This window comes from Bradyrhizobium jicamae (assembly GCF_018130695.1).
Taxonomy (GTDB): Bacteria; Pseudomonadota; Alphaproteobacteria; order Rhizobiales; family Xanthobacteraceae; genus Bradyrhizobium; species Bradyrhizobium jicamae_B.
In genome coordinates, this window is record NZ_JAFCJX010000020.1 from 68,806 (window position 1) to 81,335 (window position 12,530).

The window sequence follows — 12,530 nt, forward strand, 5'->3', positions numbered from 1 at the left end:
TTTCGGGAAGACGCTGCGCACGCGTCGGGGTCATGCGGGTGGGGCATCGCTTCAATCAAGGTTCGCGTGCGAATCGTTTCATCCGCGGGCAAGGTCGCGGGATCACGGCATAAGGGCTGAGCGAAGCAGGGATGGTGGACTTACTCGGCATGTTCCGAAGGCGCCCTGCGAAGCGCAGCCCGGGCTTCGCGCGCTCGCGCGAGGACATCACCGCGGTTGACGATTCCTTTGGCGAGATGCTGACGAGCCCGGTGCGTGACGCGCCGCCGATCGCGCGCGCGGCTGCGATGCCGGGACTGGAACTGCAGGCCGTCGAGCCGCCGCGGGCCGAGGAGGCGCCGCGTCCGCGCGCCAAGGCCAGGAGCAACGGCGCCGCTGCCCCCAATCTGATCAAGCGGCCGGGCTACCTGGCTGTGCATAGCGTGGAAAAAAGCTTCGGCACCCGGCAGGTCGTGCGCGGTGTAAGCATCTATGTCCGCCGCGGCGAGGCGGTCGGCCTGCTCGGCCCGAACGGTGCCGGCAAGACCACCGTGTTCTACATGATCACCGGCCTGATCAAGGCCGATCGCGGCGCGATCGAGCTCGATGGCCACGACGTCACCAAGCTGCCGATGTATCAGCGCGCGCGGCTCGGCATCGGCTATCTGCCGCAGGAAGCCTCGATCTTCCGCGGCCTGTCGGTGGAACAGAACATCCGCGCCGTGCTCGAAGTCGTCGAGCCCTCGAAAAAGAAGCGCGAGCACGAGCTCGATTCGCTGCTCGACGAATTCAACATCACGCGCCTGCGCAAAAGCCCTTCAATTGCGCTGTCCGGCGGTGAGCGGCGCCGCGTCGAGATCGCGCGCGCTCTCGCCACGCGCCCGAACTACATGCTGCTCGACGAACCCTTTGCCGGCATCGATCCGATCGCGGTCGGCGACATTCAGGACCTGGTGCGCCATCTCACCAATCGCGGCATCGGCGTCTTGATCACCGACCACAATGTCCGCGAAACGCTCGGCCTTACCGATCGCGCCTACATCGTGTATGCCGGAGAAATCTTGACGGAAGGCAGTCCGGAAGAGATCGTTAACAACCCGGATGTACGACGCCTTTACCTTGGCGAGGAATTCCGCCTCTAACCCTTTTTTCGTTTCAGTCAAGCCGTGTACATCGGCTTTGGACTAGGATAAGCAAGAATCGAGCCAACTTTTGGGATCGTTCTTGCCTCCATGGCGCTGACGCAAAGACTAGAGTTCCGCCAGTCGCAGTCGCTGGTCATGACGCCGCAGCTGATGCAGGCGATCAAGCTGCTGCAGCTGTCGAACCTGGACCTCTCGGCCTTCGTCGAGGAGGAGCTGGAACGCAACCCCCTGCTGGAGCGTGCGGCCGAAACCCCCGAGGCCCCGGTGGCCGGCGAGGCGGTCAGCGAACGCGCCGACTATGGCGACTCCGACGAGGGTGGCAGCTACGAGGCAGGCAGCTATGAGGGCGGCGGCGAGGCAGCCGACATGGCCGGCGGATCGGCCGGCGATGCCTTCGAGCCCGGCCAGGAGGAATGGCTGAACCGCGACCTCGGCAGCCGCACCGACATCGAGCAGACCCTTGATACCCGCCTCGACAACGTCTTCTCCGAAGAGCCGGCGGAAGCTGCCGCGCGCGCCGCGCAGGACGCGCCGCCTTCTGTCTATACGGAGTGGGGCGGCGGCGCCTCCAGCGACGACGAGTACAATCTGGAAGCCTTCGTCGCCGCCGAGCTGACGCTGTCAGATCATCTCGCCGAACAGCTGTCGGTCGCCTTCACGGGACCTGCCCAGCGCATGATCGGGCAGTATCTGATCGATCTCGTCGACGAGGCCGGCTATCTGCCGGCCGATCTCGGCCAGGCCGCGGAGCGCCTTGGCGCCTCACAGCAGTCGGTCGACGAGGTGCTCAGCGTTCTGCAGAAGTTCGATCCGCCCGGCGTCTGTGCGCGCAATTTGAGCGAATGCCTGGCGATCCAGCTGCGCGAGCTCAACCGCTACGACCCGGCGATGCAGGCGCTGGTCGAGCATCTCGATCTCCTGGCCAAGCGCGACATCGCGTCCCTGCGCAAGCTGTGCGGCGTCGATGATGAAGACATCACCGACATGATCGCGGAGATCCGCCGGCTCGATCCGAAGCCGGGGCTGAAGTTCGGTTCGGCGCGGACGCAGACCATGGTGCCCGACGTCTATGTGCGGCCGGGTCCCGACGGCGGCTGGCATGTCGAGCTCAACAGTGACACTCTGCCGCGCGTGCTGGTCAACCAGACCTATTACACCGAACTGTCGAAGACGATCAGGAAGGACGGCGACAAGTCCTACTTCACCGATTGCCTGCAGAACGCGACCTGGCTGGTGCGCGCTCTCGACCAGCGCGCCCGCACCATCCTGAAAGTCGCCACCGAGATCGTGCGGCAGCAGGACGGCTTCTTCACCCATGGCGTCGCGCACTTGAGGCCGCTCAATCTGAAGGCGGTCGCCGACGCGATCCAGATGCATGAATCCACGGTGTCGCGCGTCACCGCCAACAAATACATGGCGACCAATCGCGGCAGTTTTGAATTGAAGTACTTCTTCACCGCCTCGATCGCCTCGGCCGACGGCGGCGAGGCGCATTCGGCGGAAGCAGTGCGCCACCACATCAAGCAGCTGATCGACGCGGAAGCCCCGTCGGCGATCCTGTCCGACGACACGATCGTGGAACGCTTGCGCGCTTCGGGCATTGATATTGCCCGGCGCACCGTCGCAAAGTACCGCGAAGCGATGCGCATCCCGTCGTCGGTGCAACGCCGGCGCGACAAACAGAGCATGCTCGGCAATGCCCTTTCCGCCCCCGCCGCGTCCACCGACCGATCTCGCGACACCGCCTCGGCCTAACTCTTCCGGGCTGTCTTGCCGGATCAGGCGCTGATTGCGTTTGCGTCAATTCGCGATAGTCTCAATTCCCCCTGATGCGTGATCTCTGGCGTGGACATTCCGTTCCGGCAGACCATGTTCTCCAAGGAGACCCGAGCGTGATCCGGACAACATGACTTCCCCTTCCGGACTGATCGCGCTCCAACAGCAACAAGAACAATCGAGGCACCACAGCAATCGAGGCATCAAATGACCCTTCGAATCTCGGGAAAGAGCATCAGCATCGGCGAGGCGCTTCGGGCGCGCGTCAGCGAGCGCACCGACGAGGTCTTGCGGAAGTATTTTGATGGCAATTATTCGGGTCACATCACGCTGAGCAAGGATGGCTTCGGCTTCCGAACCGATTGCGCCCTGCATCTGGATTCCGGCATCACGCTGGAAGCCGATTCGAACGCGACCGACGCCTATGCCAGCGCCGATGCGGCGCTCTTGATGATCGAGAAGCGCCTGCGCCGCTACAAAAGCCGGTTGAAGGACCGCTCGGCGCGCAAGGCCTACGCGGCCTCCGCAGCACTGTCGGAGCTCAATGGCGTGCCGCTGGATGCGCCGAGCTACGTGATCGAGGCGCCGGAGAATGACGACGAGGTCACCGAATACAGCCCCGTCATCATCGCCGAAGCGACGACGTCGCTGAAGCGGCTGTCGGTCAGCGAGGCCGTCATGGAACTGGATCTCTCCGGGGCCGCTTGCCTGGTATTCCAGCATGGCGGCAGCGGCCGGGTGAACATCATTTACCGCCGCGCGGACGGCCATGTCGGCTGGGTCGACCCGCCCACGGTTACCCCCTGAGTTATCTGGGGGACGCCATTGACGCGGAAAGCTGGCCCTGCTTATGGTCCGCCGCCCTTAAGAATAGGGCGCGGAACAGGACTTGCAGGAGTTGGCACCGCAGATGCGTTGGAGTAGAAGCCCTGCGAACCGGGACCCGGGCTAAACCCCCCTCCCGCCTCGTCTTCTTGACGCCGCCGCTGTAACGCCTATTTCGCAACCTGACGGTTTCATTCACCTCGGAACGCCCCATGCCGATTACCGATCTGGTCGCACCGGAGGCGATTCTCCCGGCATTGAAAGTCATCAGCAAGAAGCAGGCCCTGCAGGAACTCGCGTCCCGCGCCGCTGCGCTGACCGGCCAGAATGAACGGGCGATCTTCGAGGTGCTGCTGCAGCGGGAGAAGCTCGGCACAACGGCGGTCGGCTATGGCGTCGCGATTCCGCATGGCAAGCTGCCGAAACTGGAAAAGCTGTTCGGCTTCTTCGCGCGTCTCGAACGTCCGATCGATTTCGAGGCGATGGACGGCCAGCCGGTCGACCTGATCTTCCTGCTGCTCGCGCCCGAAGGCGCCGGCGCCGACCACCTGAAGGCACTGGCGCGCATCGCCCGCCTGCTGCGCGACGTCGATGTCGCCAAGAAGCTGCGCGCCTCGCGCGACGCCCAGGCGATCTATTCGGTGCTGGCGCTGCCGCCGGCCAGCGCGGCCTGAACAGCAAGCACGTCCCGCGAATCATCACGACGGCATCGCGCTGTCGCGCCGAGCGGCATCGCTCTTCAGCGATGGAATTCTGTCCGTAGAATTCCGGAGAAAACGGTGCTCCGCAAAATCTCGTTACGAATTTTCGTTGTCGAGCCATCGGAATCATCGGGTTGAGGCTGGACAGTTCCAATCGCATCAGTTTGTAATGGAACCGGCAGGGGACCTGCCTGAGGCTTCGCGCAAGTCATGAGGGATGACCGCGCGAAGATGGGAAACGAAGACCACTCATTTCGCTGCGCCGACCGGGGGGACGTCGCACGGGGAAATCCGCAAGGCACAGACGTCAAGCCGTTCACTGAGCCCTCAGCGCTCAATGCACGAGCTTGTGCTGTTGCTCACGCTGTTCGGGTTCGGCGTGATCGTCGAATACGCATGGCGTGCGCGGATTTCCCGAATGAGGCGTCAGGGGGCGGGGAGCACGTTGTGTGAAGAAGCATTCGTCGATCAGCATCGGTGAAAAGCTTGCAACAGCCGAGGCGCTGGCGCAGCGCGGCGTTGCGCAAAAGGACATTTGCAAGCAGCTCGGCATCAGCGTGATGACGCTGCATCGCTGGCGCAAACGATCGTCAGCTTCAACCGGCATCGCGCAGAGCCTGCGGGTGGAGAATGATCGCCTCAGGAAGATCGCGATCGAGATCCTGCTTCGTATCCAGGCGATCGAAGAAGCCAGCGCAGAACTTCCGCGGCGGCGATCGCAGACTGCTGCTGCAGATTTAATCGCGCTGATGTCGCCCAAACATGCGGGCGCGTCTGCCGATCGCGTCGAGGACATGCCCGCGCTTTGAGAATTCCCGTTGCGTGGCACGTATCACGCCACGCGGATGATCGCGTCAGCCGCCACGCCTCAGCAGATCGTCGGCAGCAGACGGCGGACTTCATCGAGCAATTCGGGGATCGCTCTCTCGTCGTCGGCGAGATGCCGCAGCAGCGCGCTCTGGAACAGGCCGTCGAACAACGCATAAAGCGCGGCCGGCGATGATGCCGGCTTCGTGCCGCCGAGTTCCGCATAGCGCGAGGCGATTCGCCAGATCATCGCTTCCAGGCTCTTGTCGATCTCGAGCACGTCCTTGCGAAACGCGGCCTCGAACATCGCCTGCGAGCGCAAATCGTACCAGAGCCGGTGCATGCGTGCTTCGTCCTGCAGCGTGGCTGCAAGCTTGGCGAGGAAACCGTTGGTCAACTCGTCGCGGCTTTGCGCAGTCGTGACCACCTCGTCGTAGCGCGTCACGCATTTGGCCTTGTAGTGGCGGACGCAGCAGCAGATCAGGTCGAGCTTGTCGCTGAAATAATAGTGAAACACGCCATGCGTGAATGCGGAGTTCTGCGCGATCTCGCGCAGGCTGGTGCGTGCGAAACCGAGTTCGCCGAGCGTTTCGAGCGCCGCCTCGGCAAGCTCGATCCGCCGTGCATTGAATTTCTCGTCGCGCAGCGCCTCGGTCGCCACTGCCACCCGCTGAGCCGCACCCGTCGCCTGCCGCGCCATTCCGTGCCTTCCCTTGCGCACCGGTCTTCGAGCGCCGGTGCGTCAACGATCTATACCGCGCCAGGCGCGGATCGCTCCATCTCCTCTCATCACGTCTTTTGACAGCTGTCAAATTCATCCTTGACAAGTGTCAAGCTTCTGGCAGAGGCTCCGGCAACCAATTTGGACAGTCGTCAAGATGTCCGTTCAGGAGGAAACGTTTCGCGGGCACGCCCATCGCGCCCGCCGATCTGGTTGTGGCTCGCACTTGCGATCGCGCCGCGCCGACGCATGCCCCGGCCACAGCCCCAAGCCCGCATTCATCAGCAGCAACGGAGGAGCACGTCATGAGTGAGAAGAGCCTTGCAGGACGAAAAGCCCTGGTCACCGGTGGTGCCCGAGGGATCGGTGCCGCGATCGCGCAAGCGCTGGCGCGCGCCGGCGCCTCGATCATGATCGCCGACATCCTGGAGGAGGCCGGCAACGCCACCGCGACGACAATCGCGAAGGAAGGCATCACGACCGGCTTCGCCCAGCTCGACGTCACCGACGATGCGCAATGGGAGCGGGCGGTGGCCAAGACCGTCGGCACGCTCGGCGGCTACGACATCCTGATCAACAATGCCGGCATCGAGATCACCTCGCTGATCTCCGAGGTCAAGGCCGAGGACGCGCGGCGCATGTGCGACGTCAACATCGTCGGCACCGTGCTCGGCATGAAGCACGCCTTCCGCGCGATGCGGCCGGGCGGGCCGGCGGGCAAGGGCGGCGCGGTCGTCAATATCGCCTCGGTCGCGGCGACGATCGCCTTCCCGGCCATCGCGGTCTATTCCGGCACCAAATCCGCGGTCGACCGTATGACGCGCATTGGCGCGATGGAAGCCGGCAAGCTCGGCTTCGGCGTGCGCGTCAACTGCATCTATCCGGGCCTGATCCCGACCGACATGGGCATGCAGCTCGCCAATGACATCGTCAAGGTCGGGCTCGCAGCCGACGTCAACGCGGCAGTCGGCTCGGTGGTCGAGCAGACCCCGCTCGGCCGTCTCGCCGAGGTCACCGACATCGGCAATGCCGCGGTGTTCCTGTGCTCGGAGGAAGCGCGCTTCATCACCGGTGTCGGCCTGCCAGTCGATGGCGGCATGGGCATGTGAGCAAAGAACCAGACAACGAACATTTCGGAGGAACGCTATGAGTGCGAAGAAGCCCGTCATCGTCTATGGCGCGTCCGGCTACACCGGCCGGCTGGTCTGCGAATATCTGCGTGAGTACAACATCCCCTTCGTCGCTGCCGGCCGCAGCGCCGAGAAACTCAACGCCGCGATGAAGGCGAACGTGGCCGGCATCGAGACCGCCGACTACGAGGTGGTCGAAGTGCCGCACACCGTGAGCGCGCTGACGGAGCTGTTCAGCGGCGCCTCGGTGGTGCTCAACACGGTGGGTCCCTTCGCCAAGTTCGGCGGCGAGGTGGTGCAGGCCTGCTGGGCGTCCCGATGCCATTACACAGACACGACCGGCGAGCAGGACTGGCTGATCACGCTCGAGCAGGAGTGGGGCACCAAGTTTGCCAATGCCGGCCTGCTGCTGTCGCCGGGCATCGCGCAGATGTACACCACCGGCGAGATCGCAGCGCAGCTGTGCCTGGAGACGCCCGGCCTCGACACGCTCGATATCGCCGTGTTCTGGGGCGGCAGCCCGACCATCGCATCGACGCAGACCATCCTGGTCAACGCCGCGATGGCCAAGGCCTACTATCTGGAGCAGAACAAATACGTCGAGCATCAGGCCGATGCCGGCCTCTACAACCTCGCCATCCCCGGCCAGCACGAGCTGGCGCTGGCGCTGCCCTGGGGCGGCACCTCGCACCCGGTGTGGTTCAAGCGCGATCCGCGCGTGGCCAATGTGAAGGTGCTGGGCGGCGTGTTCAACCGCGCGCTGATGCTGGGCGTGCCGCAGATCGTCGCCGCAGCACTTGAGGCGACCAAGGACATGAAGCCTGACGAGCGCTACGTCGCGCTGGCGCAGACCGCGGCCGGCGTGATGAACACCATGCCGCCGCGCGAGAACCCGCGCGTCAACAAGTCGCTGGATTCGGTGCATGCCTCCGGTCCGCTGGGGCGCGCGCACTGTGTCATCAACGGCAACAGCAACTACAAGCAGACCGGCCTGCTGCAGGCCTATGCCGCTGCGCATCTGCTGCAGCAGCCGCCGAAGCGCGTGGGCTTCGCCTCCGGCTGCCAGGCGTTCGGCCATCACGAGCTGCTCGGGCAATTGCGCAGTTTTGGTCTCGTCAGCAAGCCGATCCTGACCGTGCACGATTAGGAGCAGCTGCGACGGCGATCTTTCTTCACCTCTCCCCATCGGGGAGAGGTCGATTTGCGCAGCAAATCGGGTGAGGGGGCTCGGCTCCAACGAGGGACCGTAACCCCTCACCCGGCGCTGCCGCGCCGACCTCTCCCAAGGGAGAGGTGAATCTACAACGCGCTCGACTCTAACCCGAACTCATCATGCTTGAGGGGATCCATGCGCTTCATCGATTACCTCGACAAAGGCGCCTCGCTCGGCGCCGATGCGCCGTGCCTCACGATGGATGGACGCGATCTCAGCTATCGCGAGGTTCAACAGCTGAGTTACCGGATCGCGCGCGGGATCGACCGATCGGGTATCGCTGCGGGTGAAAAGATCGCGATCCTGTCCGGCAACGATCCACTCGCATTCGCCTGTGTGTTCGGCATTTCGCGTGCTGCTGCTGTGTGGTGCCCGATCAATCCGCGCAATGAGGCGGCCGAGAACCGGTTCATCCTCGACCAGTTCGACTGCAGCCTGCTGCTGTTCCATTCGAGCTTCGCGCCGATGATCGCCGCGGCACGTTCAGAGCTGCCAAAACTGCGCACGCTGGTCTGCCTCGATGCCGAGCTGCCGTTTGCGCCTTCATTCGAGCGCTGGCTCGCCGGTCTCACCGATGACCATTACCAGCGCGACACGATCAACGATCTCGCGATGATCCCCGGCACCGGCGGCACCACCGGCAAGCCGAAGGGCGTCATGCTGTCGGGCCGCAACATCGAGACCATGACGGCGCTGACCTTGATGGGTTACCCGTTCAAGGGCCGCCCGGTCTATCTCGCGCTGGCGCCGCTGACGCACGCGGCCGGCGTGCTGTGCTTTCCGATCATGGCGCTCGGCGGGCGCATCGTGATCATGCATCACCCCGATATCGGCGAGTTCCTCGACCTGATCGAGCGGTACCGCGTCACGCACACGTTCCTGCCGCCGACCGTGATCTACATGCTGCTCGATCATCCCCGGCTCGATCGTAGCAGGCTCGGCTCGCTGCAATGCTTCTGGTACGGCGCGGCGCCGATCTCGGCATCGCGCCTCGCCGAGGCGCTGCAGCGGATCGGACCGATGGCGCAGCTGTTCGGCCAGACCGAGGCGCCGATGATGATCTCGATGATGGCGCCCGACGAGCACTACAATCCCGACGGCACGATCGCGATGGAGCGGTTGTCCTCGGCGGGGCGGATCAGCCCGCTGGTCCAGGCCGGCATCATGGATGGCGACGGCCATTTGCTGCCGACGGGCGAGCGCGGCGAGATCGTGGTGCGCGGGTCGCTGGTGATGGACGGCTACTACAGGAATCCGCAAGCGACCGCCGAGGCATCTGCGCATGGCTGGCACCACACTGGCGACATCGGCTACATTGACGCGGACGGCTACCTCTATATCGTCGACCGTGCCAAGGACATGATCATCACCGGCGGCTTCAACGTCTACTCGATCGAGGTCGAGAACGCGCTGCGGGCGCATGAGGCGGTGCAGGATTGCGCGGTGATCGGCCTGCCCGACGACAAATGGGGTGAGCGCATCGTCGCCGTCGTGCAGCCGCGCGCCGGCCAGCAGATCGACGCCGTGGCGCTCGCCGCCTTCGTCAAGGCGCAGATCGGCAGCGTCAAGACGCCGAAGCAGATCGAAGTCTGGGACGACCTGCCGCGCTCGAAGGTCGGCAAGGTGCTGAAGCCGGACATTCGCGCGCGGTTGGCGGAGCAGTCGGGTAGCTGAGGCATAGTCGCGCCTAGATCGGCTTGACGATATCCGGGTCACGTGAGGGGCGGCCTTGTCGGATCGCCTGCTTGAGGGCCGTAAATAGTTCGGGCAACCGTTTAACCAGTTCCGCAAGATGATCGGAGGAGAACGCGACATATGCGGGCAAAACGCTTGCTTCAACGTAGCCACTCGGGTGTCCCCACACGACGTCCGCAGAATCGAGCGATGGCGCTTTGTGCAAGTGCCTAAGGGATACCTCTAGCGCCAAGTTGTCAGGCGATGTCGGAGCGGCTTGCTTGAGCAAGCAGTCGATGCCAACGACGTGACCGTTCCAATCGGTCAGTGCACCGACCGAATGATCGTACATATTCGTCGTCACGTCGGGAAAATCTCTTCGCAATTCCTGCTCCCAGACCTGCAGGATCGGCAGCAGGCTGGCGCGCATTTGTGACACGGGGTCCATGGCGAAAGCTTCCCGCTTTGCTGTGAGAGAGTCACAGAAAAATACGCGGGCCGCCTCGACCTCGAGGCATGCCCGCGCATTTGAATTCGCGGATGCTGAATTCAGCGTTGCGTCAGTGGACGCTGACGGCCTGCAGCTCGTTGCTCCAGGCATTGGCGATCGCGGCTTCGCGGCTGTCGGTCAGCATGATCGGCGTGCCGTCGGCGGCGTGGAGCGCGAACAGCTTCAAGCCCGGCGCGATCTTCGGCGCCTGCGGAAAGAGGTCAGGCACATCCTCGGAACGGACCTGCTTCACATAGGCGATATGACCCTCGCCAAGATGGGCCAGCGCCTCCGGTGTGACGCTCTCGTTCTCGTAAATCGTATTCGTCGCACTCATGGTCTCGACTCCTTAGTCATACAAGCGGTCGAGTCCGCTCCTGGTTTCATTATTCGTGTTCATTGATGGCAATTGTCTTAATGACCCTTTCAGGTTCCGGCCTGGCGAGGTCGATGGACAACAGCCCGTTCTTCAGATCCGCGCCCAGCACATGCATCCCCTCCGCCAGCACGAAGGTGCGCTGGAAGTGGCGCGCGGCGATACCGCGATGGATGTATTGCCGGGCCTTGTCGTCCTGCTGGCGGCCCCGGATGACGAGCTGGTTTTCCTCAATGGTCACATCGAGTTGGTCACGGGTAAAACCCGCCACCGCGAGCGTGATGCGCAGGCGTTCGGGCGCACCATTGGTGCGGTCGAACCGCTCGATGTTGTACGGAGGATAGCCGTCGGCACCCTTCACGACCCGATCGAGCGCACGCTCGATTTCGTCGAATCCCAGAAGGAACGGACTGGACAACGATGGAACACGAGACATTACAAAGTCCTCTCGAAGCGACTTTGAGGGGCCCTTGCGGCACCCCATGCAACCGGCGGGCCGCCTGGCCCTCCGGTCAGTGAACAATATGGTAGCGACTGGGGATGCTATCAAGCACCCCCTGAATCCGACGTAAATCCCTTGTGGATCAGCACAAAAATCGGCCGGTCGGTCACTGGCCGAGGCGGGTGCGGCCGTCAGCGGTAAAAAGATGCAGTTTGTCGCGGGGGGCGACGGCCCGGATCCGCTCGCCGATGACCGGGCGGGAAATCCCGGGAACCCGGACGATCACCTCGCCGGGCGGCAGGTCGCCCGGATTGGCGGCAACCCCCTGTTCCTCGCGCTGGCGGGTGCCATAGACGAAGGTCTCGGCGCCGACATGCTCGATCGCCTCGATGGTGAGCCCCAGCGCCACGCCGCCGGCGACCGTCTCATTGGAGATCGCAAAATCCTCCGGCCGGATGCCGACGATACCGGCGCCGTCGACGCCTGCGATCTGCGACTTCAACTCGTCCGAGCGCAGCGGCATCAGATTCATCGGCGGGGCGCCGATGAAGGAGGCAACGAAGGTGGTCGCGGGGCGCTGGTAGATGTCGAGCGGGTTGCCGATCTGCTCGACCTGGCCGCCATTCATGACGACGAGGATGTCGGCCAAGGTCATCGCCTCGAGCTGGTCGTGGGTGACGTAGATCGAGGTGACGTTGAGCCGGCGCTGCAGCTTGCGGATCTCGACCCGCATCGCGATGCGCAGTTTCGCATCGAGGTTCGACAGCGGCTCGTCGAACAGGAACACCTTCGGCTGGCGCACGATGGCACGGCCCATCGCGACGCGCTGGCGCTGGCCGCCGGACAATTGCCGCGGCTTGCGCTCCAGCATCGGCGCGAGCTCGAGCACGCGCGCGGCCTCCTCGACGCGGGTCGTGATCTCGGCTTCCGCCATGCCGCGGTTGCGCAGGCCATAGGCCATGTTGTTGTAGACGCTCATATGCGGATAGAGCGCGTAGTTCTGGAACACCATCGCGATGTCGCGATCGGCCGGCTCGACCTGGTTGACAATCTTGCCGCCGATGTCGATCTCGCCGCCGGTGATGGTCTCGAGCCCCGCGACCATGCGCAGCAGCGTGGACTTGCCGCAGCCGGAGGGGCCGACCAGCACGCAGAACTGACCGTCGCCGACGTCGACATTGACGCCCTTGATGGCCTCGAAGCCGCCGGGATAGGTCTTGCGGACGTTGCGCAGGGTGACGTTGGCCATAG

The 12,530-nt window shown here is 64.0% G+C and carries 13 protein-coding genes; 8 read left to right on the top strand and 5 right to left on the bottom strand.

The window, feature by feature from the left end; translation table 11 throughout:
* The first annotated feature begins 131 nt into the window (after positions 1-131).
* The 5 genes from lptB to JQ604_RS26915 all read left to right on the top strand — a co-directional run bounded on the left by lptB (position 132) and on the right by JQ604_RS26915 (position 5,235).
* Positions 132-1,121: an LPS export ABC transporter ATP-binding protein gene (lptB, locus tag JQ604_RS26895; protein ID WP_212363692.1), complete on the top strand. Its 990-nt coding sequence runs from the start codon at positions 132-134 to the stop codon at positions 1,119-1,121.
* Between the two features lie 90 nt (positions 1,122-1,211).
* On the top strand, positions 1,212-2,879 hold the full coding sequence (gene rpoN, locus JQ604_RS26900) for an RNA polymerase factor sigma-54 (RefSeq protein ID WP_212363693.1): 1,668 nt from the start codon (positions 1,212-1,214) through the stop codon (positions 2,877-2,879).
* Positions 2,880-3,107: 228 nt separating this feature from the next.
* Positions 3,108-3,707 carry a ribosome hibernation-promoting factor, HPF/YfiA family gene (gene hpf, locus JQ604_RS26905; RefSeq protein ID WP_212363694.1) on the top strand — a complete coding sequence of 200 codons (600 nt, stop codon included), beginning with the start codon at positions 3,108-3,110 and terminating at the stop codon, positions 3,705-3,707.
* A 230-nt stretch (positions 3,708-3,937) separates the two neighbouring features.
* Positions 3,938-4,399 (top strand): PTS IIA-like nitrogen regulatory protein PtsN, encoded by a 462-nt coding sequence (gene ptsN / locus JQ604_RS26910; protein ID WP_212363695.1) that lies wholly within the window; start codon positions 3,938-3,940, stop codon positions 4,397-4,399.
* A 476-nt stretch (positions 4,400-4,875) separates the two neighbouring features.
* Positions 4,876-5,235, top strand: a complete 360-nt coding sequence (locus JQ604_RS26915) for a helix-turn-helix domain-containing protein (RefSeq protein ID WP_212363696.1) — start codon at positions 4,876-4,878, stop codon at positions 5,233-5,235.
* Positions 5,236-5,294: 59 nt separating this feature from the next.
* Here JQ604_RS26915 and JQ604_RS26920 read toward each other — a convergent pair whose 3' ends face one another.
* Positions 5,295-5,933, bottom strand: a complete 639-nt coding sequence (locus tag JQ604_RS26920; protein WP_212363697.1) for a TetR/AcrR family transcriptional regulator — start codon at positions 5,931-5,933, stop codon at positions 5,295-5,297.
* Between the two features lie 326 nt (positions 5,934-6,259).
* Here JQ604_RS26920 and JQ604_RS26925 point away from each other — a divergent pair, with 326 nt between their 5' ends.
* The 3 genes from JQ604_RS26925 (at position 6,260) to JQ604_RS26935 (ending at position 9,971) form a co-directional block, all read left to right on the top strand.
* On the top strand, positions 6,260-7,063 hold the full coding sequence (locus tag JQ604_RS26925) for an SDR family NAD(P)-dependent oxidoreductase (RefSeq protein WP_212363698.1): 804 nt from the start codon (positions 6,260-6,262) through the stop codon (positions 7,061-7,063).
* A gap of 37 nt (positions 7,064-7,100) precedes the next feature.
* Positions 7,101-8,231 carry a DUF5938 domain-containing protein gene (locus tag JQ604_RS26930; RefSeq protein WP_212363699.1) on the top strand — a complete coding sequence of 377 codons (1,131 nt, stop codon included), beginning with the start codon at positions 7,101-7,103 and terminating at the stop codon, positions 8,229-8,231.
* A gap of 201 nt (positions 8,232-8,432) precedes the next feature.
* Positions 8,433-9,971 carry an AMP-binding protein gene (locus tag JQ604_RS26935; RefSeq protein ID WP_212363700.1) on the top strand — a complete coding sequence of 513 codons (1,539 nt, stop codon included), beginning with the start codon at positions 8,433-8,435 and terminating at the stop codon, positions 9,969-9,971.
* Positions 9,972-9,984: 13 nt separating this feature from the next.
* Here the strand turns inward: JQ604_RS26935 and JQ604_RS26940 are convergent, their stop codons facing one another.
* The 4 genes from JQ604_RS26940 to JQ604_RS26955 all read right to left on the bottom strand — a co-directional run bounded on the left by JQ604_RS26940 (position 9,985) and on the right by JQ604_RS26955 (position 12,528).
* Positions 9,985-10,419 carry a hypothetical protein gene (locus JQ604_RS26940; protein ID WP_212363701.1) on the bottom strand — a complete coding sequence of 145 codons (435 nt, stop codon included), beginning with the start codon at positions 10,417-10,419 and terminating at the stop codon, positions 9,985-9,987.
* 112 nt (positions 10,420-10,531) lie between these two features.
* On the bottom strand, positions 10,532-10,798 hold the full coding sequence (locus JQ604_RS26945) for a DUF1150 family protein (protein ID WP_212363702.1): 267 nt from the start codon (positions 10,796-10,798) through the stop codon (positions 10,532-10,534).
* A 49-nt stretch (positions 10,799-10,847) separates the two neighbouring features.
* The gene (locus tag JQ604_RS26950) at positions 10,848-11,273 is read right to left on the bottom strand and encodes an Hsp20 family protein (RefSeq protein WP_212363703.1); all 426 of its coding nucleotides are present in this window, start codon (positions 11,271-11,273) and stop codon (positions 10,848-10,850) included.
* Positions 11,274-11,445: 172 nt separating this feature from the next.
* Positions 11,446-12,528, bottom strand: a complete 1,083-nt coding sequence (locus JQ604_RS26955) for a sn-glycerol-3-phosphate import ATP-binding protein UgpC (RefSeq protein WP_212363704.1) — start codon at positions 12,526-12,528, stop codon at positions 11,446-11,448.
* Positions 12,529-12,530: the final 2 nt, after the last annotated feature.